At 52.6% G+C, this 25,751-nt stretch carries 21 protein-coding genes; 2 read left to right on the top strand and 19 right to left on the bottom strand.

All coding sequences use genetic code 11. From position 1 onward, the window contains the following. Nucleotides 1-44: 44 nt before the first annotated feature. The 15 genes from cpsG to HV229_RS09390 form a co-directional block, all read right to left on the bottom strand. Nucleotides 45-1,415 (bottom strand): colanic acid biosynthesis phosphomannomutase CpsG, encoded by a 1,371-nt coding sequence (gene cpsG, locus HV229_RS09460; protein ID WP_048235033.1) that lies wholly within the window; start codon nucleotides 1,413-1,415, stop codon nucleotides 45-47. 135 nt (nucleotides 1,416-1,550) lie between these two features. Beyond that, nucleotides 1,551-2,987, bottom strand: a complete 1,437-nt coding sequence (cpsB, locus tag HV229_RS09455) for a mannose-1-phosphate guanyltransferase (RefSeq protein WP_048225800.1) — start codon at nucleotides 2,985-2,987, stop codon at nucleotides 1,551-1,553. Next, nucleotides 2,987-4,213: a colanic acid biosynthesis fucosyltransferase WcaI gene (gene wcaI / locus HV229_RS09450; protein ID WP_181547395.1), complete on the bottom strand. Its 1,227-nt coding sequence runs from the start codon at nucleotides 4,211-4,213 to the stop codon at nucleotides 2,987-2,989. Before wcaI ends, cpsB begins: the two co-directional genes overlap by 1 nt. Next, nucleotides 4,210-4,689: a GDP-mannose mannosyl hydrolase gene (locus HV229_RS09445; protein WP_181547393.1), complete on the bottom strand. Its 480-nt coding sequence runs from the start codon at nucleotides 4,687-4,689 to the stop codon at nucleotides 4,210-4,212. Before HV229_RS09445 ends, wcaI begins: the two co-directional genes overlap by 4 nt. A gap of 2 nt (nucleotides 4,690-4,691) precedes the next feature. Continuing rightward, nucleotides 4,692-5,657: a GDP-L-fucose synthase gene (locus tag HV229_RS09440; RefSeq protein ID WP_172860503.1), complete on the bottom strand. Its 966-nt coding sequence runs from the start codon at nucleotides 5,655-5,657 to the stop codon at nucleotides 4,692-4,694. Between the two features lie 2 nt (nucleotides 5,658-5,659). Continuing rightward, nucleotides 5,660-6,781, bottom strand: a complete 1,122-nt coding sequence (gmd, locus tag HV229_RS09435) for a GDP-mannose 4,6-dehydratase (protein WP_181547391.1) — start codon at nucleotides 6,779-6,781, stop codon at nucleotides 5,660-5,662. A 24-nt stretch (nucleotides 6,782-6,805) separates the two neighbouring features. Beyond that, the gene (gene wcaF, locus HV229_RS09430) at nucleotides 6,806-7,360 is read right to left on the bottom strand and encodes a colanic acid biosynthesis acetyltransferase WcaF (RefSeq protein WP_016153587.1); all 555 of its coding nucleotides are present in this window, start codon (nucleotides 7,358-7,360) and stop codon (nucleotides 6,806-6,808) included. A gap of 9 nt (nucleotides 7,361-7,369) precedes the next feature. Continuing rightward, nucleotides 7,370-8,116 carry a colanic acid biosynthesis glycosyltransferase WcaE gene (gene wcaE / locus HV229_RS09425; RefSeq protein WP_019077134.1) on the bottom strand — a complete coding sequence of 249 codons (747 nt, stop codon included), beginning with the start codon at nucleotides 8,114-8,116 and terminating at the stop codon, nucleotides 7,370-7,372. Nucleotides 8,117-8,121: 5 nt separating this feature from the next. Further along, the gene (gene wcaD, locus HV229_RS09420; RefSeq protein WP_016153589.1) at nucleotides 8,122-9,339 is read right to left on the bottom strand and encodes a colanic acid polymerase WcaD; all 1,218 of its coding nucleotides are present in this window, start codon (nucleotides 9,337-9,339) and stop codon (nucleotides 8,122-8,124) included. Continuing rightward, on the bottom strand, nucleotides 9,314-10,531 hold the full coding sequence (gene wcaC, locus HV229_RS09415; protein ID WP_181547389.1) for a colanic acid biosynthesis glycosyltransferase WcaC: 1,218 nt from the start codon (nucleotides 10,529-10,531) through the stop codon (nucleotides 9,314-9,316). The genes wcaD and wcaC overlap by 26 nt, the downstream gene beginning before the upstream one ends. Then, nucleotides 10,528-11,016 (bottom strand): colanic acid biosynthesis acetyltransferase WcaB, encoded by a 489-nt coding sequence (wcaB, locus tag HV229_RS09410; RefSeq protein WP_016156923.1) that lies wholly within the window; start codon nucleotides 11,014-11,016, stop codon nucleotides 10,528-10,530. The genes wcaC and wcaB overlap by 4 nt, the downstream gene beginning before the upstream one ends. A 2-nt stretch (nucleotides 11,017-11,018) precedes the next feature. Continuing rightward, a complete protein-coding gene (gene wcaA, locus HV229_RS09405; RefSeq protein ID WP_016153592.1) occupies nucleotides 11,019-11,861 on the bottom strand; it encodes a colanic acid biosynthesis glycosyltransferase WcaA in 843 nt (280 codons plus the stop codon). Between the two features lie 120 nt (nucleotides 11,862-11,981). Beyond that, a complete protein-coding gene (gene wzc / locus HV229_RS09400; protein ID WP_181547387.1) occupies nucleotides 11,982-14,144 on the bottom strand; it encodes a tyrosine-protein kinase Wzc in 2,163 nt (720 codons plus the stop codon). Beyond that, a complete protein-coding gene (gene wzb, locus HV229_RS09395) occupies nucleotides 14,141-14,590 on the bottom strand; it encodes a low molecular weight protein-tyrosine-phosphatase Wzb (protein WP_032949610.1) in 450 nt (149 codons plus the stop codon). Before wzb ends, wzc begins: the two co-directional genes overlap by 4 nt. 5 nt (nucleotides 14,591-14,595) lie before the next feature. Next, on the bottom strand, nucleotides 14,596-15,735 hold the full coding sequence (locus HV229_RS09390) for a polysaccharide export protein (protein WP_003834266.1): 1,140 nt from the start codon (nucleotides 15,733-15,735) through the stop codon (nucleotides 14,596-14,598). Between the two features lie 655 nt (nucleotides 15,736-16,390). Here HV229_RS09390 and HV229_RS09385 point away from each other — a divergent pair. After that, nucleotides 16,391-17,974 (top strand): TerC family protein, encoded by a 1,584-nt coding sequence (locus HV229_RS09385; RefSeq protein ID WP_032943936.1) that lies wholly within the window; start codon nucleotides 16,391-16,393, stop codon nucleotides 17,972-17,974. A 44-nt stretch (nucleotides 17,975-18,018) separates the two neighbouring features. On the opposite strand, the gene asmA is transcribed toward HV229_RS09385, so the two are convergent. From asmA to udk, 3 genes are all read right to left on the bottom strand, one after another. Next, on the bottom strand, nucleotides 18,019-19,869 hold the full coding sequence (gene asmA / locus HV229_RS09380) for an outer membrane assembly protein AsmA (RefSeq protein ID WP_181547386.1): 1,851 nt from the start codon (nucleotides 19,867-19,869) through the stop codon (nucleotides 18,019-18,021). A 25-nt stretch (nucleotides 19,870-19,894) separates the two neighbouring features. After that, complete coding sequence (dcd, locus tag HV229_RS09375) at nucleotides 19,895-20,476, bottom strand: dCTP deaminase (protein WP_003834269.1); 582 nt, start codon at nucleotides 20,474-20,476, stop codon at nucleotides 19,895-19,897. 91 nt (nucleotides 20,477-20,567) lie between these two features. Continuing rightward, nucleotides 20,568-21,209, bottom strand: coding sequence for a uridine kinase (udk, locus tag HV229_RS09370; protein WP_003036776.1), 642 nt, complete (start codon nucleotides 21,207-21,209; stop codon nucleotides 20,568-20,570). 315 nt (nucleotides 21,210-21,524) lie between these two features. Here udk and HV229_RS09365 point away from each other — a divergent pair, with 315 nt between their 5' ends. Beyond that, nucleotides 21,525-24,854 (top strand): diguanylate cyclase, encoded by a 3,330-nt coding sequence (locus HV229_RS09365; protein WP_075848513.1) that lies wholly within the window; start codon nucleotides 21,525-21,527, stop codon nucleotides 24,852-24,854. Here HV229_RS09365 and alkA read toward each other — a convergent pair. Beyond that, nucleotides 24,822-25,691, bottom strand: a complete 870-nt coding sequence (alkA, locus tag HV229_RS09360; protein WP_181547384.1) for a DNA-3-methyladenine glycosylase 2 — start codon at nucleotides 25,689-25,691, stop codon at nucleotides 24,822-24,824. The genes HV229_RS09365 and alkA overlap by 33 nt on opposite strands. Between the last annotated feature and the right edge of the window lie 60 nt (nucleotides 25,692-25,751).

The raw sequence follows: 25,751 nt of genomic DNA, 5'->3' as shown, positions 1-25,751 counted from the left end.
GTTAGTCACCCTTTGCCCAGAATCGGGCAAAGGAAGCACCAGCATTACTGATTCAGTAACGCCAGAAGAGTGCGCGTTCGCGCTTCCATCAACGGAATATCTCCGCGCGATTCCACGTTCAGGCGCACCACCGGTTCGGTATTGGAAGAGCGTAAATTGAAGCGCCAGTCGACAAACGACATGCTGATACCGTCCGTTCTGTCCACCGACAACGCCTCACGTGAAAAATGCTGCTCCACGCGCGCAATCGCCGCCGTCGGCTCTGCCAGCGTACTGTTTATTTCTCCACTAGCCGGGTAGGCCACCATCCGGTCGCGGACCAGTTCGCCCAGCGACTGCCCTTTCAGACACAGCAGTTCCGCCACCAGCAGCCACGGGATCATTCCGCTGTCGCAATAAGCAAAATCGCGGAAATAGTGGTGCGCGCTCATTTCGCCACCATAAATGGCATCTTCATGGCGCATCCGCTCTTTGATAAACGCGTGCCCGGTTTTAGACATCACCGGTTTACCGCCTGCCGCCGTCACCACATCCACGGTGTTCCAGGACAGGCGTGGGTCGTGGATAATTTTCGCCCCCGGATTCTTCTCCAGAAACGCTTCCGCCAGCAGGCCGACAATGTAGTAGCCCTCAATGAACTGACCTTTTTCATCGAACAGGAAGCAGCGGTCAAAATCACCGTCGAAGGCAATCCCCATATCCGCGCCGTGTTCAATCACCGCGTTACGCGTGTCTGCCCGACACTCCGGCAGCAGAGGGTTGGGAATACCGTTGGGGAAGTTGCCATCCGGCGTGTTGTGAATTTTGATGAACTCGACCGGCACGCCCAGCGCCTTAAAACGGGCTTCAATAGCGTCAACCACCGGACCTGCCGCGCCGTTACCGGAATTGAGCACCAGCTTCATCGGTTTCAGGTTGGCGGGATTGATGTAACCCAGCAGGTGATCAATGTAGGCATCGCGGGTAGTAATGCGCTGGTAGCGGCCACGTTTTGTCTCATCAACCATCGGGAAGTCATTGGCTTCCGCCAGGCGCTGCACGTCGCGCAGACCGGTATCTCCGCTGATGGGCCGTGCCCCTTCCCGCACCAGCTTCATGCCGTTGTAATCCATCGGATTATGGCTGGCGGTCACTTCAATACCGCCGTCAATGCCCAGGTGGAAAGTGGCAAAATAAATCTCTTCGGTGCCCGACATGCCAATATCCAGCACATCCACCCCTGCATCCTGCAGTCCTTTCGCCAGCGCCAGCTTTAGCGTCTCGCTGGTCAGGCGCACGTCACCGCCGAGGACAATCGTTTTAGGCTTCAGGAACTCGCCATAAGCGCGACCAATCCGCCAAGCGATATCTTCATTCAGCTCTTCGCCCAGCCTGCCGCGAATATCGTAGGCTTTGAAACAGGTTAATTTCGTCATGATTTACCCTTCTTCAGGCAACAGGAGGCCCTGACTCTTAATGAGCCTTTTAATGAGTGTTAAATGCATTTCCCGGCGCGCTTCGCTTATCGGGCCTACGGTGTTGTAGGCTAGATAAGCGCAGCGCATCCGGCATCAGGTACGCCCGTATCTGTCCGCAAACCGCACCACATCATCCTCATCGAGATAAGATCCGGAACGCACTTCAATCAGATCGAGCGGAATTTTCCCCGGGTTCTCCAGACAATGGGTCGCCCCCAGCGGAATATAGACAGACTCGTTTTCAGCGAGCAGTTTGATGTCATCATTGATTGTCACCTTCGCGGTACCAGCCACCACAACCCAGTGTTCAGCCCGGTGATGATGCATCTGCACGGACAATCCCTCACCGGGTTTAACGGTAATCCGCTTCACCTGGTAACGGTCTCCGGCATCAATAGAGTCGTACTTGCCCCATGGACGGTAAACTTCACGGTGAATATGGTGCTCATGACGTCCGTCAGCTTTAATTTGCTCCACCACTTTTTTGACGTCCTGCACCGCGTTGCGATCGGCGATCAGCACCGCATCTTTGGTCTGCACCACCACCAGATCCTTCACCCCGACGGTCGTCACCAGGCCAGACTCGGCATACACGTAGCTATTTTCCGTTTTATGGCTAATGACGTCACCATGATGCACATTACCTTCAGCGGTATGGGCGCTGATTTCCCACAGCGATGACCAGGAGCCTACATCGCTCCAGCCTGCGTTCATGGGCATCACCACCGCATCGGCCGTACGTTCCATTACCGCATAGTCCACAGACTCTTCCGGGCAGGCGAGAAACGCCTGTTCATCAACGCGGATAAAATCGAGATCGGGATCAACCGTACTCATGGCGTTTTCGCAGGCCTCAAGAATGTCGGAGCGATATTTTTTCAGTTCTTCCAGATAGCGCCCGGCCCGGAACAGAAACATGCCGCTGTTCCAGTAGTAGTCGCCGCTCGCCACGTAAGCCTGCGCGGTTTCCAGATTGGGCTTTTCAACAAACTGCGCCACCTCAAAAGCCACGGCGTCGGTATTGGTCGGCGAAACCTCGCCGCGACGTATATAGCCGTAGCCGGTCTCCGGCTGGTCCGGCACGATACCAAACGTCACCAGCTTACCCGCGCTGGCATACGGCATTGCATTGCGAACCGCCTCTCGAAATGCCTCTTCATCGGCAATCATGTGATCGGCCGCCAATACCAACAGCAGCGGATCTTCCCCCGGACTTTGACGTTTTGCCGCCAGCGCGGCCAGCGCTATCGCCGGTGCAGTATTGCGCCCGGCGGGTTCGAGAATAATATTCTCAGTCAGCTTGTGCAGTTGTCGTAGCTGTTCCGCCACGATGAAACGGTGTTGTTCATTACAGATAACCACCGGGCTTTCGCACTCCACACCGTTCAGACGACAAATCGTTGTCTGCAGCATGGTGAGATCGCCTTTCAGGCACAGAAACTGCTTTGGATATAGTACGCGGGACAGAGGCCATAAACGGCTACCCGAGCCACCGGCCATCACCACCGGAAAGAGTTTGTTTTGACTCATCATGTACCCCGAATATCTGCAATAAATTGGCTCAGCACGTTTTCTTTATCCAACGTGCGTTCGGCATACTCACGTGCCACCGTGTTAATCTTTGGCATGATTAACGCCTGTTGAATCCCGACAACCAGCGCACTCACTGATTCAGGCTCGACACACACCGCGATGCCTGGGTGAGCGTCACACAGCTGACCCAACTCGGTCTCAGGTTCGGCGGTAATCACCGCGTTACCACCAACGGCGAGGATATTGGTCAGTTTGGAGGGCAATACGGCATCCGCCGCACCGCGCTTTTGTACCACCAGATGACAGTCCGCCATCTTGAGCAGCGCAGGCAGCGCGTCATAAGATTGCAGCGGAAAGAACTTCACATTGTTCAGGCCGCGTTCGCTAGACATACTCTCCAGCCGTGCTTTACCTCCGCCCTGCCCGACAATCACAAACATCCAGGGCTGTTCGCTCAACAGGGCCGCTGCGTCAATCACACTTTCCAGCCCTTGCTTTTCACCGATATTGCCTGAGTAGAGAATGATTTTTTTATCATCAGGCAAGCCCAGTTGCTGGCGCACCGCCAGAGCATCGGCGTCGCTCACGTCACGAAAGCGCGCTACTTCTGACCAGTTCGGAAAGAAAATGACCTTCTGTGCATCAACGCCCTTCTCCTGCGCTTTATTCATCATTGAGCGAGAAATGGTCGAAATATGATCCATATTCAACAGCCCACTGCGCTCAAAGGCGCTGGCCAGTTTTGCCACCGCGCCACGCTTGCCTTTGCCTGCCATGCCAAGCCCCAGCATGGCATCGACTTCGTAATCCTGAATATGCAGCAGCGTGCGCGCCCCGGACAGCTTCGCCAGCAGGCGCATGCCCGGCGTACAAAACAGCGTTGGCACTACCCCAATGATGCGATCCGGCTTCCAGCGGCGCTGCGCCAGCAGCGGGAAGAAACTGCTCAGGGCGAAACTGGCTAGATGCAGCAAGCGCTTGAGCGTAGAAGGCTGCTCAGGCACATACAGCGGACAACGCCAGACGATGGCATCGCCCTCTTCACGACGATAGCGCCAGGATGAATAGCGACCGTTGACCTTCCACTGCGGATAATAAGGCGGCGCAGTGATCACCCGTACGTCATGCCCCTGTTGCGCCATCCACTCCACCATTTCACCGGTGTATTTACCGATACCGGTCAACTCCGGCGAATAGTTGATGCCATACACAAGGATCTTCATAGCCCGGGTACTCCGGCCTGACTCTTCTCACAGAAGTAAGCCCGGCTGTTGTCGTGCACGTGGTCACTGGCCAGGATCTCTTCAATTGTCAGCCAGCGGTACGCGTCATGTTGAACGTCAGGCAGTTGCAGGTCGTTTTCCGACACCCGCAGACGAAATCCCAGCACGATGTAATGCGTTGAGAAATCTTCCCCGGAAAAGTTGTCGTCATAGAAGTGCTGCCAGACCCCGTAAAACTCTGCAGCGGACAGCGGTAAACGTAACCCCAGCTCCGCTTCAGTAAGCCGCTCAAAGGCCACGTGCAGCGCTTCATCTTTTTGCACCCGACCGCCGGGCACGAACCAGTAACCCTGCGCCGGACGATTGAGACGCTTACCGAGCAGAAATTCACCGTGGGTGTTTTCCACGATCAAATCGATGGAAATCAGCGGAGTTGAACGTACTACGGTGGCAAAATCCTCATGACGTAAAAACATGTTTACCCCCGGTAGCGCTGCTGGTTTTCAAGGAACCACTGCCAGGTACTGGCAAGCCCCGCTTCCAGTGATATCTCGTGATACCAGCCCAACTGATGCAGACGCGTAACGTCGAGCAATTTGCGCGGCGTTCCATCCGGTTTGCTGGCGTCGAACACCACGCGCCCCTTGTAACCCACGACCTGCGCGATGGTTTGCGCCAGTTCGCGGATGGTGCAGTCCACGCCGGTCCCCACGTTGATATGCGACAGCATCGGCTGGGTATATTCCTGCAAGACTTCCTGAGCCAGCTCCATCACGTGGATACTGGCCGCTGCCATATCGTCAACATGCAGAAATTCACGCATTGGCGTCCCGCTTCCCCACACCACCACATCCGGCGTATTGTGCTCGCGAGCGTCATGAAAGCGGCGCAGCAGCGCCGGGATCACATGCGAATTACTCGGGTGGAAGTTGTCATGCGGCCCATACAGATTGGTCGGCATCACCGAGCGATAATCGCGGCCATACTGGCGGTTATACGATTCGCACAGCTTGATCCCGGCAATTTTGGCAATCGCATACGGCTCATTGGTCGGTTCCAGCTGCCCCTGCAACAGCTCGCTTTCGGCTATTGGCTGGGTGGCTTGTTTTGGATAAATACAGGATGATCCGAGGAACAGCAGTTTATTCACGTTATGCAAATGCGCAGCATGAATAATGTTGCTCTCAATCATCATGTTTTCATAAATAAAATCAGCAGGATAAGTATTATTCGCTATGATCCCGCCGACTTTAGCCGCCGCCAGATAAACCTGGTCAATACGTTCAGTGGCAAAGAACGCCTGCACCGCACTTGCGTCCAGCAGGTTAAGTTGGTCGCGGGTACGCAGCACCAGCTCGACATTATCTCGCTGCGACAATTGTCTGACGATGGCGGACCCCACCATCCCGCGATGGCCCGCCACAAAAATACGTTGTGTCTTCATCCTCAGTACTCCAGCGCGATGGCGACCTCGTAACCGTGCGACTTCAGCAGGGAATGCTTCTTCGCTGCTTCAAGATCGTTGGCAACCATTTCCGAGATCATCTGGCGCAACGTGATTTCCGGCTTCCAGCCCAGTTTTTCATGTGCTTTGGCCGGATCGCCCAGCAGCGTTTCCACCTCTGCCGGACGGAAATAGCGCGGATCGACGGCAATCATGACATCCCCAGGTTTCACACCCGGCGCGTCGTGTCCGGTTACGGAAACCACAATGCCTTTCTCATTCACGCCCTCGCCTTCAAAGCGCAATTTAATCCCCAACTGAGAGGCGGCCATTTCCACAAACTGGCGCACGGAATACTGCACGCCGGTGGCAATCACGAAATCTTCCGGCTTGTCCTGCTGCAGCATCATCCACTGCATCCTGACGTAATCTTTGGCATGCCCCCAGTCACGCAGCGAATCCATATTGCCCAGGTACAGGCAAGACTCCAGCCCCTGCGCGATGTTGGCGATCGCACGCGTAATTTTGCGCGTGACAAAGGTTTCGCCGCGGCGCGGAGATTCGTGGTTAAACAGAATGCCGTTACAGGCATACATACCGTAAGATTCGCGGTAGTTGACGGTTATCCAGTAGGCGTACAGTTTGGCAACGGCATACGGCGAGCGCGGGTAGAACGGCGTGCTCTCTTTCTGCGGGATTTCCTGTACCAGGCCGTAAAGTTCAGAGGTGGAAGCCTGATAAAAACGGGTCTTCTTTTCCAGCCCGAGGAAGCGGATAGCTTCCAGCAAACGCAAGGTGCCGATAGCATCGACATCCGCGGTGTATTCCGGTGAATCAAACGACACCGCGACATGACTCATGGCGCCGAGGTTATAGACCTCATCCGGTTGCACTTCCTGTAAAATACGGGTCAGGTTGGAGGAGTCCGTCAAATCGCCATAGTGCAGATGGAATTTGGGATTGCCCGAATGCGGATCCTGATAGATGTGGTCCACTCGTTCGGTGTTGAATGATGAAGCGCGGCGCTTAATACCGTGTACTTCATACCCTTTTTCCAGCAGGAACTCTGCCAGGTAAGAACCATCCTGCCCGGTTACGCCAGTGATGAGAGCGACTTTTGACATGTTATTACCTCTTAAATGATCCCCTCAGGGAGTAACTTTCTCGACGCGTTCGCGTGTGACTATTGCGGGATTTCCCCGACAAACGACATTGGCTGGCAGCGATTTAAATACACTGCTGCGTGCTCCGACGACGGTGCCATCGCCAATCGTCACGCCAGGCGCGACAAAGACATCTGTCGCCAGCCAGCATTTATCACCAACTACAATTGGTGTGGCGTTAATATCAAAATGTTGACTGGCATAATCATGACTCCCGGTGCATAAATAACTTTTTTGCGAAATAACCGCGTGCGCACCAATCGTAATATCACCCAGCGTATATAAAACCGCGTCATCACCCACCCAGGAATAATCTCCCAGGGTTAATTTCCACGGATAAGTAATTTTTACTGAAGGTCGAATAACTACGTTTTTTCCTATTTTTGCGCCAAACATTCGCAATAAAAACGCACGCCAGCGATACATTACCTGCGGGGACCAGCGAAATAATGTGGCTTGCACTGCCCACCATAATTGCACTTTAATGGCACCGCCGCCGCGAAAACCTCCCGGCACGTTGAAGCCGCTTAAATCCTGCATAATGTACCCTTACGCTTTTCCATATAAGGTTTTTGTTTTACCAGTTGTGCGCAGACGTAAATATTCTGACAGCCCGGTCCAAAAACCTGGCATGTGTAATATCTGGCGCTGTACCTTTTTTGCATCCCGGCACAATTCCAGATTATTCGTCGTTGACACCCCACCCATGGAAAACTCTGACACCAGCCCGCTCAGCTTTTTAAACGCGTAACCTGACTTGTATAATTTGGCTGCCAGTGCGTAATCAGACGATATCTTATATTGCAAATCATAGCGCCAGACATTCAGTCCAGAGAGAGGAAAGAAGATGGCCTGATGGCTGGCGGGAAGGCTGTGATAAATATACCAACCCGGCTTGGCCCGCCGCTTAATTTTGTTACCATTACCGAAATCCAGCAACGCATCGCCAATGACCATCGCTTTATCGCTCTGCGTTTTTAGCTGGCGGATAAAATGAGCAGCATCTGCATGCAAAATATCCCCGGAGTTGAGGAACAGCGCAAACCGCCCTCGCGCCATAGCGATACCTTTGTTCATTGCATCATAGATGCCCTTATCCGGCTCGCTGACAAACCGTAACCGGTGCTCTCCACTGAGCCCTTCAAGAAAGGCCGAGGTACCGTCAGAGGAGCCGCCATCAACAACAATCCACTCAAAACTGATATCACCCGCCTGCGCCAGATGAGCTAACGACGCGTGAGTTTTGACGATCCCTTCCAGATTACGAAAGGCGACGGTAATAATACTGAGCAGCATGCGTTCTACCTCGCTATATTCAGCGCCTTGCGCAAAATAAACGGACATACAATTAAAAATGCGTATTCCGGACTAAATACTGAACCTGTAAAAAACAGCGACAGCGGCGTAAAAAGATAAAGCTGCACCCGATAATTCTGATTATCACCAAACGCATTGATCATCATCTTCATGACTTTCCCCATGTACCACAGGGCTAATATCACCGCGAACCATGAGAAATAAATAATCAGCAGATACAAGCCATTGTCTATCGTTTTACCAACATCTGCACCGTTAAAAATTCCGAATGACGCAACATATTCATAAAGTGAGCCGAATCTCACTACCCCATCAACGTTAAGTAACGAATAACCGACCATTACTAATGGTCCCACGATACGATAATACGATGATGAGCCTTCAGTTCCTAAATCTCCAAGCCGTGTCGCGATGTACGGAAACGCAAATATCACACCAACGACAAACACGCTTAATGAGATTATCGCCAGCGGCAACTTCTTTTTTATCGCATCTTTATTCAGATACTGGAACGCCCACTCCAGGAGGTAAAACAAAATAAATGTCATTACCCCTGAAAACGATCCTGATAATATTATCCCTGCCAGAATCATAGCATCGGACTTAGGCGTTTTGATACCAAACTGTTTGATACTGAGCCAAATTGAGATTAACGCCAGAGCGAAGAATGCCGGTTCGAAATAGAGTGCAGTGGTACGCTTCCCGCCAAACTTAATAAAGTTCAGAACATAGCTATTACTGTAAATAAGATATTTCGAAATAACTTCCATTAAACTGCTGCCACCACTAAGAATTATCTGCGCCATTTCCACCGCAGCTAACCCCACCACCAGGCCCACAACCAGCCAGAAAAAACGCAAGATCTTAATGTAGTTATGCGGCGAAATGGTTTTGAAGCGAATACTCCACACCATACCGATAATTACCACGGTATAGACAAACAGCATTGCGGACGTCACGTACTTGCTGGCATCCAGTGATTGTCCGAACAGATAGTTAAACGCCGTCAGTCCGCCCCCCACGCCCAGCGCAATCATTAATTTTTTAATATTGATGCGCTCGACAAACAGCAACAGCAGAACGGGCAAAAACGTGACGATAGTTATCGGGAAGCTCTCGCCAAGCTGGGCGAGTTTGACGTTAACCAGCAGATAAAGCAGCGGTAGCACCAGATAGCTACAGATTCTGATAGAACGAGACATACTCCTCCAGCATCTGTTGCCCACTGTATGCCACCCGGCTGCGCTGGCTGAACGCGGCAAGCGACGTGTCAAATACCGCCTGCGCAATGTCTGATCTTTTCAGTTGCACCAGGTGCAAAACATCCGCTTCGCTGAACGTTTTGCCGCCCGATTTCGCCAGTACTTCCTGCGCGGCATCGCTATGCGTAGCAATAACCGGTACGCCGATGGAAAGCGCTTCGCACAGAATCAGCGGGTAGTTATCAACGCGCGAGCTGAACACCAGCCCATCCATCTCGTTAAGCGCGCTCATCAACGTGCGCTTATCGCTCTCAAACCCGTGATTGATGACGTTATCCCCGACAAACGGAGAAAATTTGCCGAAGGTATGCAGCTCAATTTTGTCTCCGAGCGCAATCATCGCTCGCACCAGTTGCTGACTGGTTTTTCCGTCATAGCGCAGGTCATGGGCCACTACGGCGATTTTCGGTCTGCCGCTTTCCTCATGCTTAGCGGGAAGTTCGGCAAGAATGGCTTCCGTTGCCACATCGATGCCGTTGTTAATAATGCGGCAACGACCGGCGCCATACAGACTGTTGAATGCATCGGCCACATGCTGACTGGGCGAGATGAACTGGCAGCCCAGTGCCAGCATGGCGCGAAACATCTGCCGTTTACCAGGCAACTGTTGATGGGCTTTATCGATTTTTACCGGCGGATAGTTACTAAGCGTTGGACATTTCTGACAGCCCGTTTTCCAGCTTTCGCAGCCATCGGTAAAGGCACAGCGCCCGGTCACGCTCCAGTGATCGTGCAGCGTCCAGACGAAGGTGATATCCGGTTTATGCGCCTTCACTTTTTGGCAAAAGGTGACCACCTCTTCCAGATTCAACCAGTAGCTGTGCAACACATGAAAATGCAGTACCAGCGGGCCGGAAGTGCGGGTTACCGTACGGTACAACTTGTCGAGATTGCCAAACATGTCGCGGTTCGCGAAACGAAACAGCGCAATGTTCGCCGCCGACGTCAGACGCGGCGTATGTTTGATAACCTGCGGGTAATTCGCATGGCTGACGCTTTTCTTACCGCCTTTGCCATAGCCGTAGACAAAACGCGATGACAGCCCTTTCTCCAGCGCCCTCAGATGCAAATCTAACGCCACGCCTGCCGCCCCGCCTTCTGCGAGTCGCACATTAAACTGTAATATCTTCATTTTATTACCTTCACCCGTGCCTTCTCGCCCACGACCAACGTATTGTCCGGGATGCTATCCACGACGACGCTCCCGGCGCCAATCGTCACGTTATCGCCAATGGCAACGCCGCCAAGCAGAGTGACATTGGCCCCCAGCTCAACGCCGTTACCGATGACCGGACAGGACAGATCGTTGCCGCCAAGATTGCCGATGGTGACGCCGTGGCGCAGGGTGAAATCATCCCCCGCCACCACGTGTTTATTGATCACCACCCCATAGCCATGATGGATGGTGAAACGACGACCAATAGATGCAGCGGCCTGGATTTCATAGCCAAACACGCATTCAGTGATAAGGCGATACATCACCAGCACCGGCGCCGCCCACAGGTTGTTCAAGACATTTTTTTTACGCCAGACGGAGCAAAAATGGGCAATCCGATAGGCCACCACCATGCAGCAGGGTCGCAGACTCCAGCCGTTCGCGCGTAAATCTTCCAGCATACTTAGCGTCCTCGCAGTCCGTCGGCCAGGCGCTTACTATTGCGAACAGAAAGCAGCGTCAGCAACGTGCGCCAGTTCATCCGTTTATTGCGGATTTGGTAGAGGGTAAACAGCTGATATTTCTTGCTGGCCCGGTCAAATTTGCCTTTGTGCTTACGGTAGAACTGAAAGTAGCCGGAGAATTTATGCGGGGATGAGGTAATACGCATTTCACCGTGATTCACATGCAGGATCTGCGTTGCCTCTTTTACCTTCCACGGTTTGCCATACGCCACCACCATACGCAGGAAAATGTCATAATCCTGCGCCGCTTTCAGCGTGGTATCGAACAGGCATGCTTTAAACCGCCAGGCCCAGGTAAACACCTGATTACCAATAATATTGCGCTTATAAAATTTACGGCGTGAATAAACGGCCTTCGGATAGAGCGGCAAACTGGTCGGCTGCGAATATACTTCGCCCTCACAGACATAGTCATTGGCATACAGAAACGCCCGCGTGACCAGATGATGGCGATAATTGAGAAATACGCTCAGGCGGTTCGGCGTCCATTCATCATCATCATCAATACCCGTAATATATTGCCCACTGGCCTGCATGATGGCCTGATTACGCACCGCACAGGCTCCGGAGTTAGTGGGATTACGCGTATACGACACACGCGGATCGTTGAGCTCTTCAACAAATTGCTGCAGTTGCTCATACGAGGAAGAGCAATCATCCACAATGATCATCTCCCAGTGAGGATAGTCCTGGCGCAGTACCGATTTAATCGCCCGGATGGCCAGTTGCTGACGGTTCCAGGTGGGCATATAAATTGAAATTAGCGGGTTGTCTGTCGTCATTTTCGTTTCCCAGATATCCCCGTCATACTTCAAGTTGCATCTGCGTTGGCTTTCCTGCAACCCGAATTATTTAGGGTATAAATATGTTTTTGTGGGCCGCTATCCGGCAATGTTCGTAATCTATTTCGAATCCGAGGTGTACTCGTATTCGTAGTAACCGTAATCCTGATACCCGCTGGCACGGCGGAAGATCGAGTTCAGGATCACCCCTTTCACCTGAATGCCGTTTTGCTCAAAGCGACTCAGGCTGGTTTCCACTTCTTTCAGCGTGTTGACCGCGTAACGCGCCACCATCAGCGTGGTTCCAACGTGATGCCCCACGATAGCCGCGTCGGTCACCGCCAGTATTGGCGGGGTATCGATCAGCACCAGGTCATAGTGCGAGCTGGCCCATGCAATCAGTTCGCCAAAGCGTTCACTCATCAGCAGTTCGGAGGGGTTGGGGGGAATTTGTCCGCGAGGGATCAGATCAAAATGTGGAATCGATGTCGGTTTCGCGCTGGATGAGATATCCCCCTTGCCGATGAGGATCTCAGACAGACCGTTAACGTTATTGGTCCCCAGCAGCTCGTGGGTATAGCCTTTGCGCATGTCGCAGTCGATCAACAGCACGCGTTTGTTGGTCTGACTAACGACCGCCGCCAGGTTGGCGCAGACAAACGTTTTACCAATTGACGGGCTGACGCCGGTCAGCATCAAGACGTTGTTGCGCGCCTGCATCATGGCAAAGTGCAGGCTGGTACGCAGGCTGCGGACCGCTTCTATCGCAAGATCCGTCGGATTCCCCACCGCCAGCAACTGGCTTTGCTTGTAGCGTTTCACGCCTTTAATGGTTTGCACGTTATCGCGAGCTTTTTGCCATTCTGATAGTGGAATGCTGGCATACACGCTGATGCCATGCTCTTCCAGCGCCTGTGGGCTTTCAATGCCGCGATTAAACAGGGAACGCAGCAATACGCCCACCACTGAAAGCATCAAACCAAGAATGATGCTGCCGAGAATAATCAGCGTCGTTTTCGGCTTCAGTACGCCTGGCTGGGCAATCGCGGGATCGACGATGCGCACATCTCCGACCGTACTGGCCTCGGTAATCTTCAGTTCCTGTTGCTTGTTCAGCAACTGCATATAGACCTGCTGACCGGACTCCACATCACGCGTCAGACGAACAATTTCCTGCTGCGTTTTCGGCATCGCCGTTACGCGCCCGTTCAGCTTACTTTTCTCATCTTCCAGCGCCTGGCGTTTTTCCAGCAGCGTGCGGTACGCCGGATGCGCTTTGGTGAACAGCTTGGAAATCTCCGCTTCTTTAAAGGTCAGTTCATTCAGTTGCGCATCGATATTCACCATCGAATCCAGCACCGCTTTGGCTTCCAGCGGCAAATCCACGGAGTCTTTATCCTGACGAAAGGCGTTCAGCTTGTTTTCAGCAACGTCAAGCCGGTTACGTACCTCAGGCAGTTGCTTTGCCAGAAACGCCAGACTTTTGGCGGCCTCTTCGGATTTACGTTCCACGTTTTGTTGCAGATAGTTGCGGGTAATACTGTCGAGGATCTGGCGGATTTGCTCGCGGTCTTCGCCGGTAAACGTCAGGCTCAATACGCCGGTGTCTTTGCCCGTTTCCGTCACCATCAGGTTATTTTGCAGGGTGTTTATCATGCCCAGCGTGGAGAATTTGCTGACGGTAAATTGGCTCTCCGGGCTGGCATGAATCGCCTCAACCAGCATCGTCACGCCATCATGTTCCAACACCTTGCCGACTTGCCCCCGGGCGCTAAAACCCCCGTCACTCACCAGTTGATAGCTTTTGTCATTCAGCACATTGAGCGTGAAGGTCTGTTCATTCATTGCCTTTGGCAACGTGAAGGTGGTCACATTAACCGTTTCGTTCTGGCGGCCCATCAGCCGGTCCCAGCCCGCGCCAAAAATAGGGAATGTATCTTTGGTAACGGCGATATCGAGGTTAAGATCGTCTACCGTTTTCCCTAATACCAGTCGCGACTGAATGAGCTGAATTTCCGCTTCCGAGGCCGGCGGTTTGTTCGACAACGCCGAGCCAATATCCTGCACCAGTGAATTTCCGGTATTTTGCTCAATTTGCACCAGCGCGTCCGCACTGTAGATAGGTGTGGCGAACAGCGTGTAGACCGCGGCACACAATGCAAAGCCCGCGGTAATGCCAAGAACCCACCAGCGGGCTTCCACTACCGTTGCGACCAGACGACCAATATCGATTTCATCATTGCCCGTTACCGGCGCAGCAGACTGTTTAACTTTTTCTGTCATTGTTTTCCCTGCTCTGCGTTCAGTGCCTGAGCCCATTGGCGGGCAGACCGTTCAAGTAATGCGTACACCGCGTCAAACGCATCACGGCTTTTACGATACGGATCGGGAATTTCGCGCTCGCTGTCCCAGTGCCCAAAAAGCATCACTTTGCCACGCATCTCCGGTACCATTTCACACAGGGCAGAGATATGGCGCTTCTCCATGGTCAGGATCAGGTCATACTCCCGGCACATGCGTCCCGAGATCTGCCGGGCACAATGATTATCCAGTGACAGGTTGTGCGCCTGCGCCACGCTAATAGCACACGGATCCGCGCCTTTCCCCACCAGCGCCCCAAGACCGGCTGAAGAGACCGTTAACGCCGGATGAAATTGCCTTAATAAACGCTCTGCCGTCGGGGAACGACAAATGTTCCCCACACAGACAACTAAGATTTTGTTAAACATGATGATTACCAGTTGTGAAGGTCGCTGGCCGTGTCCGTCATATAGCGAACACCGCTAATAGTCGGCAGCAACTGATTGATCAAACGGTTCCAGCGAGCAACCGGTGCGGTAGTGACGTACACCACATCGTATGGCTGGAGTCGGAATGATGTTGCCATCACCAGCGACGTCGCATCGGACATATCAAGCTGATAGATATTGGCGATCTTGCCGTTGTTCCCGCCCTCACCTTTCAATGGTCGAATAACGAAAATGCCGCTGGCATTGGAGGTGGTCAGGTCAATACCTTCGGCATTGCCCAGCGCTTCGGTAAGCGTCATGCCGCTGAAGTCCATTTTGAGGGTGCTCTGTTTTTTCACTTCCCCCATTACGAAGACTTTCAGATCGTCATTACGCGGAACAAACAGAATGTCGCCAGGATAGAGCAGACGGTTCTGGCTCAGGTCGCCATTTTGCATCAGCGCTTGCAGTGAAATGCGTTGCTCCTGCCCTTTATGAGTCAGCACAACGTTGCGCCAGTCTGCTGCCTCGGTGAGACCGCCAGCGGCGTTAATGGCATCGAGAACGGTAAGCGGCACGTTGGTGATGGCCTGCTGGCCGGATTTGTTCACCTGCCCGGAGACATAGGCCTTCTGCGAGCGGAAAGCGGCGATATTAACGTCCACCTGCGGGTCAGCAATGTACTTCGCTAAGCGCCCGGTAATATCACTACGAATCTCTGCCAACGTTTTTCCCACCACGCTGACTTTGCCGATGTAGGGGTAAAACATGGTGCCATCAGGCTGCACCCAGTTGCCGGTATCGCTTGAGCTACGGTACTGCCCGGCTGGCGTGGTGAGTTCAGGATGGTCCCAGACGGTCACATTCAGGACATCCCCCGGGCCTACCCGGTACTGATATCCGGAAATCTCCTGGTCCAGCGACATATTAGGCTGTGCAACATTTGGTCGAGGACGTAATTGTTCGACCAGCCGTGGCGTGAGTGGATAAACATTCACCATGCGATCGATATCAAAATCAGCGTCCTGCTGTTTAATCACATCTTTGCCCATCGTAGACATATTGCTGCCCGGAAGCACGGTACAACCGTTTATCAAGATTACCGATACCAATACTGGCATCAATTTAAGTTTGGATTTCATCATTGATTATTTATCACTTTGGCAGAGTATTTATCACATGCAATCTAAATAGCGACTTCGCCTGTACGTATTTACCTTGCCGTTAATTGAAAAGGAATTTAACTGGCATCTGTCCTAAAAAAAATGAATTCATCTGCGGTCTCTTGACAGAATAATTTAGGCTTGTTTCAGGCGACCAGACACGCTACCGCCCCTGGCTTCACTAGCTACCAATGCACTGATTAATTTAAATTTTTATCTTCTCCTTTATTTTCATCACATTTACAGCGTTAACGCATCGGGAATGGCGCCACTGATTGATGAGGAAATATTTATCTTTTGATTATTACCGCAAGAATTGTTGCAGCTATGCGAATATCAGGCAAGATAACAAACCGCCGATACCTGGCTTTTAAGATTAATATTAAGCGTAGGATTTATATATTTTTAGGATTTTATTGATATTGACAATGTTGATATAGAAATATTCCACCTGCGATATTTCCTAAATATATTTAGATTAATAAAATCATTTCCTGTAGTTACATTAAGGCTATTATCCTGCATCAGTTCTGATATAACCGACAGAGAAATCCCTTCTCGCCATTGCATTTTTCGCCAGTTTTACCCATGATCGAATTGTGACAATTGTCATACAACTATGGGTATAGCATTTACTATGGAATGGATTGCCGATCCGTCAATCTGGGCCGGACTGGTCACGTTAATCGTGATCGAACTTGTTCTTGGCATTGATAATCTTGTTTTTATTGCCATCCTCGCGGAGAAACTACCTCCTGCCCAGCGGGATAAGGCGCGTATTACCGGGCTACTGCTGGCGATGGTTATGCGCCTGCTGCTGCTGGCATCAATATCCTGGCTGGTAACGCTGACCACGCCGCTGTTCAGCATTCGCGATCTCAGCTTCAGCGCCCGCGATCTGATCATGCTGTTCGGTGGTTTCTTCCTGCTGTTTAAAGCCACTATGGAGCTCAACGAACGGCTGGAAGGGAAAGACAGCGATAACCCCACCCAGCGTAAAGGCGCTAAGTTCTGGGGTGTGGTCGCGCAGATCGTGGTGCTGGACGCCATCTTCTCTCTGGATTCCGTCATTACCGCTGTTGGCATGGTCGATCACCTGGCGGTGATGATGGCGGCAGTCATTATTGCCATCAGCCTGATGTTGCTGGCCAGCAAGTCGCTGACGCGCTTTGTTAACAGCCATCCAACTATTGTTATTCTGTGTCTGAGCTTCCTGCTGATGATTGGTTTCAGTCTGGTGGCCGAAGGGTTTGGTTTCCATATCCCGAAAGGTTACCTGTACGCGGCCATCGGCTTCTCGGTCATGATCGAAGCATTGAACCAGTTGGCTATCTTTAACCGTCGTCGCTTCCTCTCAGCCAACCATACTCTGCGCCAGCGCACCGCCGAGGCGGTAATGCGGCTGCTGAGCGGGCAAAAAGAAGATGCTGAACTGGATGCCGAAACCGCGGCGATGTTGGCGGATCATCATGAAGGTCAGATTTTTGCGCCTCAGGAGCGGCGGATGATTGAACGTGTGCTGAACTTCAATCAGCGTACCGTCAGCAGTATCATGACCTCGCGCCACGATATTGAACATATCGACCTCAATGCGCCCGAAGCAGAAATCCGCGCCTTACTGGAAAAAAACCAGCATACGCGTCTGGTGGTCACTGGCGAAGACGAGCAGGAGGAACTGCTGGGCGTGGTGCATGTCATCGATTTGCTGCAACAGTCTCTGCGCGGCGAACCGCTCGACCTGCGTGTATTGATTCGCCAGCCGCTGGTGTTCCCGGAGACCTTGCCGCTGCTTCCGGCGCTTGAGCAGTTCCGTAATGCCCGGACGCATTTCGCGTTTGTAGCCGATGAATTTGGTTCCGTCGAAGGGATTGTGACGCTGAGTGATGTGATGGAAACCATCGCCGGTAACCTGCCAAATGAGGTAGAGGAGATTGACGCCCGCCATGACATTCAGAAAAACGCGGATGGTTCATGGACCGCTAACGGACACATGCCGCTGGAAGATCTGGTGCAGTACGTGCCTATCCCGTTAGATGATAAGCGTGAATATCACACCATTGCCGGACTGTTAATGGAGTATTTGCAGCGCATCCCGAAAACCGGGGAGGAAGTTCAGGTTGGCGACTATCGACTAAAAACCCTGCAGGTGGAAAATCATCGCGTGCAAAAAGTACAACTGATACCGCTGCACAGTGAAGAAGAGATGGATTACGAGGTGTAAATCACGAGCCGGAGGCGGCATCGACCGCCATCCGGCAATATGAATCAGAGTTTATCCAGCAACTTTTTAACATCTTTACCGTTGCGGGAGTCTTTATTGCGATCGGCCCAGTCGTTAAGGCGACGTTTCGCTTCATCCTGCAAATGCTTACGCAAAATCTGGTCGACCTGCAGACTGTAGTTTAGCGCCTGCCACTGACCGTAGACTCTGAGAGGAACTGGGGTAGCCTTCAGGAAGTTAATCAGCTTACTTTCGCCATCCCAGCCGCCCAGCACGCGAATGTTAAACAGCGTGTCGCAATTCAGCTTCACCAGATCCAGCGTTCCCTTGCCGGTCAGCGCCAGCATCGCCGACTCACCCGCCATGTTATCCAGCGTAACCTCGCCGTTATCCAGCGTCATATCGGTTACAAAATGATCCAACCGGGTCACGTTATCCAGGTTTTGCTGAGCTTTAACATCCCCACCGTTACGCTCGACGGCCTGTTGTATCATCTGCTGGAAGTTCATTCCTTCCATTCGCGTATCGCTCATTTCGACATGGGCCTGCCCTTGCCAGCTATGACGAAACGCCTGGGCATCAATATCTGAGCCAGAGAAATCCCCTGCCAGTGATAGCTTACCGGTGAGGGCGATGGGGTAGTTGAAGGCTTTCAGAATAGTACCAATTTCTACGCCTTCCAGGCGCGGATGGAAGACAGCTCGCGGTTGTCCTTTTCTGGCATCCAGCATACCAGGAAGCGACACCAGCCCACCGTCACTTTTCCCCTGCAACTGCGTAACGTTCAATAAGCCGAACTGGTTGTCAATTTTTGCCGAGACATTGTCAAACACCATTTTCCGCCACAGCACTTTGTCAGCTTGCAACGCGATGTCTGCCGAAAATCCCTTCAGTCCCTGATACGAAACGGCATCAACTTGAGAAGCAATAACGGGGCGCGCCAGCGTTGACTGACTCTGACCTTGCTGAACCTCACCGTTCGTCGTCACAGCCTCACGCTGTACGAGCAGATTGTCCAGATTGAGCTGACCAAACTTCAGGTCGACGGCCCATTCTGGTTTATCCAACAATGTCACATGAGCTTGCCCGGCGAGAGAGCTGTCGTTAGCGGTCAAATGAATCTGGCTAAACGCGAGCTGTTTTTTCTCTTCCAGCCACTGCGCCTGAAACTGTCCCTGACCTTTGATCCCCTGCGTCGGTAGATCGGCCCCCTGCAGTTGCCAGCTTAGCTGCTCAATATTCGCGGATAAGTTATGCGGATAGTCGGAGGCATCAACGCTGCCGTTGAAGGATAATGCGAGGTCACGCTGATCGCGGTTAACGCGCCCGGAGAAATCAAACGTGCCGCGGTGCTGATTATCCTGTTCCATGTCCAGACGAATATCGCGAACCGTGATCTGTTCATCGTCTTCATGCTGGAATACCAGAACACTGTCGGCAACACGCAGGCGGGCAATATCAAACGACCATCCTCTGTCTTCAGCCAGGTCGGGCAACGTATTGTCTTTTGGGGCAACGGGCGCATCTTCGCCGCGCACCGCTTCAGTTTGCGGGGTCAGTTGAATCACCGCGCCTTTGAGCATCACCTGCTTCACGCTGAGCTGGTGACTCAACAGCGGCCACAACGCGACGTCAAGACGCATATTGTCGGCACGAATCAGGGGTTCGCTGGCGCCTTCAGCCGTTAACACCATGCGCCCCGAGAGGATACTCAGCTGTGGCCATACGTGCCAACGCAGAGGGCCATCCAACTGCAGCTGATATCCGCTACGCGCAGCAACCTGCTTGACCATATATGCGCGGAAATCATTCGGATTCACCAACAGTACTAACGCAGAAAAACCGGCCACCAGCACGACCAGTAGGATCATCAGCGTCGTCAGAAATCGTCTCATGCTATCCCCAATGGACTGAAAATACTCAGTCTTTATCGATCCGGCTGGCAACGGCGCCCTGCTGATCGCGATACTTTGCATCCTGACGACGGTTGTAAGGTCGCGCCGCCGGACCGGAAAGCGGTTCGAAGCTTAATGCGCCAATCGGCATGCCAGGACGCAGGGCCAGCGGTAGTTTTCCGGAGTTGTAAAACTCCAGTACGATGCAGCCAGACCAGCCCGGATCGATACGGTGTGCGGTGACGTGTACCATCAGTCCCAGACGCGCCAGCGAAGAGCGGCCATCTAACCAACCCACAAGATCGGAAGGCAGCGTCACGGATTCGAACGTTACTGCCAGCGCAAGCTCACCCGGATGCAAGAAGAATGCCTCGCCGTCCTTGAGGACGATTTCATCACTCATCACGCGATCCAGCGCGGCGCTGACTTCATCTTTCGGTCCGCTCAAATCGATATACGCCGCCGTATGACCGCGGAACGTACGGAATTTGTTGCCAAGACGCACATCTACCGTGGCGCCATTGATTCGCTCGACAGGAGGGCGTGGAGTGATCGACAGGCGACCTTCATCCAACCAGGCTTCAATATCTCGGTCACATAAACGCATGGCACTTTCTCCTTTCGTGCTTCAAACCCTTAATGCCAGGTGCGTTAAGGGTGAACCAGGTTATCACTGAACGGTACACAATTCGCTGAACTTATTCAAAGAACTGACTGATTTTAGCCTTCAGAATATCGATAGCGATGCGGTTTTTACCCCCGCGCGGCACAATGATGTCGGCGTATTGCTTTGAAGGCTCAATAAATTGCAGGAACATTGGACGGACGGTTTTCTGATATTGCGCCATCACTGAATCCATTGAACGACCACGTTCGTTCACATCGCGCTTGATACGGCGCATCAGGCAAATATCCAGCGGGGTATCAACAAAAATAGAGAAGTTCATCTCATCACGCAAACGCGCATCCGTCAGCAGCAAAATGCCTTCCAGGATGATGACTTTCTTGGGTTCGATATGAATAGTGTCTTGCGTGCGCGTGTGCTCAACGTAGCTGTACACCGGCAGCTCAATGGCACTACCGCGTTTCAGCGTTTGCAGATGTTGGAACAGCAGGCTGTGATCCATCGCGTTCGGATGGTCGTAGTTGGTTTTTACACGCTCTTCCATCGATAGATGGCTTTGATCTTTGTAATAGCTGTCTTCGGGAATAACGCCAATATGTTCGTCACCGACTTGTTCACGCAATTCGCGATAAAGAGTACTGGCAATAAGACTCTTGCCGGAAGCCGATGCGCCGGCAATGCCGATAATGACGCACTGATGGGACTGATCAGTCATAAATTTAGCGACCTGATTAACCTGGATGTTAGGAAGGGCGGCGCCGAAACGCCAAACGCGGCAATTATAGGGATTTCAGCGGCGCGACGCCAGCCCAGGCTGCACCAATGCCTTCCCTGTCGCAAATTAAAACGGTCATATTTAAAGCATGCGCTACATTTATTCGCCAGCCTTAGTAATTAATAGCTTGAGAGTGTTAATTTATGAGCAGCTGGCGTATAAATTGTAAATTATTTGTACTAGCATAAACCCAGATTAAATGTGATGCGTCCGGCATCTCTACTGGGCGACAACGGCTATTTGGGTAGAGTGGTAATGAGTAAACAATCCCAACATGTTTTAGTTACCTTACCTCATCCTCTACTGCGCCTGGCCAGTTTAGGTCTGGTGGCTTTCATCTTTACGCTGTTCTCGCTGGAACTGTCTCGTTTCGGGGCGCAGCTGGCGCCGCTGTGGTTTCCGACCTCAATCATGATGGTGGCTTTTTACCGTCATGCGGGAAAAATGTGGCCGGGGATCGCGCTGGCGTGCTCATTGGGTAACATCGCGGGTTCTTTGCTCTTCTTCCCCGGAGAGTCGCTTAGCTTTACCTACACGGCCATCAACATTATTGAGGCTGTCGTGGGGGCAATGTTATTGCGCAAACTGCTGCCCTGGTACAATCCTTTACAAAATCTCAACGACTGGGCGCGCCTGGCATTCGGCAGCGCAGTGGTCCCTCCGCTGCTGGGCGGCGTATTACTCTGGTTATTATTACCGCAAGAAACGTCGTTAAATACCTTCCTCATTTGGGTGCTTTCAGAATCCATCGGCGCGCTGGCGCTGGTACCATTAGGTTTACTGTTTAAGCCACATTATCTGCTGCGCCACCGCAATCCGCGATTACTGCTTGAAACTCTGATTACGCTTCTGGTGACGTTAACGTTCAGTTGGCTGTCGATGATGTTCATTCCATGGCCGTTTACCTGCGTTATTGTCCTGTTGATGTGGAGCGCTGTCCGTCTGCCGCGTATGGAGGCGTTTTTAATTTTCCTCAGCACCGTGATGATGGTTTCGCTGATGTTGGCCGCTGACCCTTCGCTGCTCTACACCCCCAAACAGAACATGATGACCAGCATACCGTGGCTGCCGTTTTTGATGATCCTGTTGCCAGCCAATATGATGACCATGGTGATGTACGCGTTTCGGGCAGAACGCAAGCACATCTCAGAAAGCGAAGCGCGCTTTCGCAATGCTATGGAATATTCCGCAATTGGCATGGCGCTGGTCGGGACTGAGGGGCAATGGCTACAGGCCAATAAAGCCTTGTGCCAGTTTCTGGGCTATAGCCAGGAGGAGCTACGTTCGCTCACCTTCCAGCAATTAACCTGGCCGGAAGATTTGAACAATGACCTCGAACAGTTAAACATGCTGGCGCGCGGGGAAATTAACAGCTATTCCATGGAGAAACGCTATTACACGCGCGCAGGCGAGGTGGTATGGGCCTTGCTGGCCGTTTCGCTGGTGCGCCATAGCGACACCACCCCACTCTACTTTATTGCGCAGATTGAGGATATTAACGATCTGAAACACACCGAGTGGATGAACAAACGGCTGATGGAGCGCATTACGCTCGCGAATGAAGCCGGGGGGATCGGCATTTGGGAATGGGAACTGCAGCCAGATGTAATCAGTTGGGATAAGCGTATGTTCGATCTCTACGAAGTCCCGGCACATATCAAGCCCAGCTGGCAAGTCTGGTATGAATGCGTTGTGCCTGAAGATCGCGAACACGCCGAAAATGTGATTCGCGATTCGCTGGCCGCACGAGCCCCGTTTAAGCTTGAGTTTCGTATCGCAGTAAAAGGTGGCATACGGCATATCCGCTCGTTGGCCAACCGGGTACTGAATAAAGACGGTGAAGTTGAACGCTTACTTGGCATCAATATGGATATGACCGAGGTGAAACAGCTCAACGAAGCGCTGTTTCAAGAAAAAGAGCGTTTGCATATTACGCTGGACTCCATCGGCGAGGCGGTGATTTGTATTGATGTCGACATGAATGTGACCTTTATGAATCCGGTCGCTGAGAAAATGAGCGGCTGGCAGCAGGAAAACGCAATTGGCATTCCGCTCCTGACAGTACTGCGTATTACTTTCGGCGATAACGGTCCGCTGATGGAAAATATCTACAGTGCCGACATGTCACGTAAGGCAATGGAGCAGGAAGTCGTCCTGCATTGTCGCAACGGCAACAGTTATGACATTCAGTACAGCATCACGCCCCTCAGCACCCTTGATGGCGGCAGCATTGGCTCGGTGCTGGTCATTCAGGATGTCACCGAGTCACGTAAGATGCTGCGCCAGCTTAGCTACAGCGCTTCGCATGACGACCTGACGCAGTTGGCCAATCGGGTCAGCTTTGAAAACCATCTCAAACAGTTGCTGCATACGGTGCACGACGCACACCAGAGTCATGTGCTGGTTTTTATCGATCTTGATCGTTTTAAAGCGGTGAACGATAGCGCAGGTCATGCTGCAGGCGATGCCCTGCTGCGCGAACTCTCTTCACTGATGCTAAGCATGCTGCGGTCCAGCGATATGCTGGCGCGCCTTGGCGGCGACGAGTTTGGTCTGTTGCTGCCGGATTGTAATATCGAAAGCGCCCGCTTCATCTCAGGTCGCATCATCAGTGCTATTAACGATTACCACTTCATGTGGGATGGCCGCTTGCACCGCATTGGCGCCAGTGCGGGAATTACGCTGATTGATGACAAAAACCATGTTGCGACTGACGTCATGTCTCAGGCGGATATCGCCTGCTACGCGGCGAAAAACAGCGGACGTGGGCGTGTCTGCGTCTATGAACCCCAGCAAAGCCAGGCGCATGCCGCGCGTAGCCAACTGTCATTGGACGAACAAAAGCATACCATTATGCACAGCCCGATGCTGATGATCGCCAGAGGCGTGGCTTCTCCTCGTATACCTGAGACGTTTAGCTTCTGGCTTATATCGCTACGCTTAGGGACCGCTGAAGGTGAAGTGATTGAAGAGCAAACATTCCGTACCGGGCTGGTCGATCCCACATTGAATCAAGCGCTCGACCGTCGGGTATTCAGCGAATTCTTCCAGAATGCGGCCCCGGCAGTCGCCAGCAAGGGCCTTAGTGTTGCGCTCCCCCTTTCCGCCGCCGGGCTGCTCAATTCAGAACTTGTTGATGAGCTGCTGGAACAATTGCAACATAGCCCGTTACCGCCACGGCTGCTGCACCTGACCGTTCCGGCCAGCGTCATCAAAACGAATCCAACGCAGGCGATATCCGCCCTGCATCGGCTACGTCAGTTCGGTTGTCGAATTGTGTTAAGTCAGGTCGGTCGTGATTTAGAGCTTTTTGACAATCTGAAATACCACATTGTCGATTACCTGTTGCTTGACAGCGAGCTAAGCGCCAGCGCTCACGGAGACCTGATTGACGAGATGTGGGTGTCCATTATCCAGGGCCATGCCCAGCGCCTGGACATTAAAAGCATCGCCGGTCCGGTGCAGTTACCGCTTATCATGGATGCGCTTTCTGGCATCGGTATTGACATGATTTATGGCGACATTATCGCCAACGCCCAACCGCTGGATCTGCTACTGAATACCAGTAATTTCGCCATCAACTGACGGTTGCCAGCCATCCGTGTACCAGATATGCAAGAGTGCATAGGAGCGCCAGGGTTTCCAACGCTCTGCATACCGCCGGATCTGGGCTGGCGTCATGCCGGGAAAACGCTGTTTAATCAGATAATCATCCGGCAAAAAAACATCCTTCGCCTGCCAACCACGCAGCGCAAAATAGTTGGCGGTCCAGCGCCCTATTCCGGGAAACGTTTGTAGTTGCTTAACACCTTGCTCAATATCGTCAGGCGCTACTGTCGCAAGCGTTCCTTCAAGCGTTGCACGCGCCAGGTGAATCAACGCTTCAGCGCGTTTGAGCGGCATCCCTAACGCTTTCAGGTGCAGCGGTTCGGCGTCAGCAAGCGCTTCAGGCGTGGGAAAAGAAACATACCCTGGCGCATCCTCCAGCGTGTCGCCATAAGCATGCGCGACTTTCGCTGTCAGTTTTGCCGCCATAGCCACGCTGACTAACTGCCCTAAAATCGCCCGTACCCCTTGCTCAAAAGCATCGACACATCCCGGCAGGCGCAGTCCCGGACGCGCCGCACCAAGGCTTCCCAGCGCGCTGACTATTTGCTGCGGGCAACAGGTAAGATCAAACAAGCGGGTTATTTTCGCCAGGCACTCGGGGGCGGCGGGTTGTAATCCCGAACTTAACGTCACGTGTAGCACATTGGCGTGCAAATCCGGTACGACGCGCACCAGACCCCGATGCTCCCCTACGGACAGGCTTCTGGCATAACTCAGTTCCTCCACCGTTTCGACACCGTCAACCGCACGGGCGGCAAGAAATCCCAGCATCCAGGGCCAGTCATAAGGCGGTTGCCAGCTCAGCGTGAACATTCCGTTTTCCTTTTTATGCAAACCTACAGCATAAACGGTATTCAATCGATGCGCCTTGCT

The organism is Citrobacter sp. RHBSTW-00524 (genome assembly GCF_013747755.1).
Lineage (GTDB): Bacteria > Pseudomonadota > Gammaproteobacteria > Enterobacterales > Enterobacteriaceae > Citrobacter > Citrobacter braakii.
Note: the sequence above shows the minus strand (reverse complement) of the source record. Positions and strands in the feature narration are given on the sequence as shown.

Coding starts and splice junctions, on each gene's coding strand:
- asmA (WP_181547386.1), bottom strand. CDS start 19,869: ATGAGACGATTTCTGACGACGCTGATGATCCTACTGGTCGTGCTGGTG.
- wcaE (WP_019077134.1), bottom strand. CDS start 8,116: ATGCTGCTCAGTATTATTACCGTCGCCTTTCGTAATCTGGAAGGGATC.
- HV229_RS09445 (WP_181547393.1), bottom strand. CDS start 4,689: ATGTTTTTACGTCATGAGGATTTTGCCACCGTAGTACGTTCAACTCCG.
- wcaC (WP_181547389.1), bottom strand. CDS start 10,531: ATGAAGATATTACAGTTTAATGTGCGACTCGCAGAAGGCGGGGCGGCA.
- alkA (WP_181547384.1), bottom strand. CDS start 25,691: ATGTTCACGCTGAGCTGGCAACCGCCTTATGACTGGCCCTGGATGCTG.
- wzc (WP_181547387.1), bottom strand. CDS start 14,144: ATGACAGAAAAAGTTAAACAGTCTGCTGCGCCGGTAACGGGCAATGAT.
- HV229_RS09390 (WP_003834266.1), bottom strand. CDS start 15,735: ATGATGAAATCCAAACTTAAATTGATGCCAGTATTGGTATCGGTAATC.
- wcaB (WP_016156923.1), bottom strand. CDS start 11,016: ATGCTGGAAGATTTACGCGCGAACGGCTGGAGTCTGCGACCCTGCTGC.
- cpsB (WP_048225800.1), bottom strand. CDS start 2,987: ATGAGTCAAAACAAACTCTTTCCGGTGGTGATGGCCGGTGGCTCGGGT.
- udk (WP_003036776.1), bottom strand. CDS start 21,209: ATGACTGATCAGTCCCATCAGTGCGTCATTATCGGCATTGCCGGCGCA.
- dcd (WP_003834269.1), bottom strand. CDS start 20,476: ATGCGTTTATGTGACCGAGATATTGAAGCCTGGTTGGATGAAGGTCGC.
- wcaF (WP_016153587.1), bottom strand. CDS start 7,360: ATGCAGGATTTAAGCGGCTTCAACGTGCCGGGAGGTTTTCGCGGCGGC.
- HV229_RS09365 (WP_075848513.1), top strand. CDS start 21,525: ATGAGTAAACAATCCCAACATGTTTTAGTTACCTTACCTCATCCTCTA.
- wcaD (WP_016153589.1), bottom strand. CDS start 9,339: ATGTCTCGTTCTATCAGAATCTGTAGCTATCTGGTGCTACCGCTGCTT.
- HV229_RS09385 (WP_032943936.1), top strand. CDS start 16,391: ATGGAATGGATTGCCGATCCGTCAATCTGGGCCGGACTGGTCACGTTA.
- wcaI (WP_181547395.1), bottom strand. CDS start 4,213: ATGAAGATCCTTGTGTATGGCATCAACTATTCGCCGGAGTTGACCGGT.
- cpsG (WP_048235033.1), bottom strand. CDS start 1,415: ATGACGAAATTAACCTGTTTCAAAGCCTACGATATTCGCGGCAGGCTG.
- HV229_RS09440 (WP_172860503.1), bottom strand. CDS start 5,657: ATGAAGACACAACGTATTTTTGTGGCGGGCCATCGCGGGATGGTGGGG.
- gmd (WP_181547391.1), bottom strand. CDS start 6,781: ATGTCAAAAGTCGCTCTCATCACTGGCGTAACCGGGCAGGATGGTTCT.
- wcaA (WP_016153592.1), bottom strand. CDS start 11,861: ATGACGACAGACAACCCGCTAATTTCAATTTATATGCCCACCTGGAAC.
- wzb (WP_032949610.1), bottom strand. CDS start 14,590: ATGTTTAACAAAATCTTAGTTGTCTGTGTGGGGAACATTTGTCGTTCC.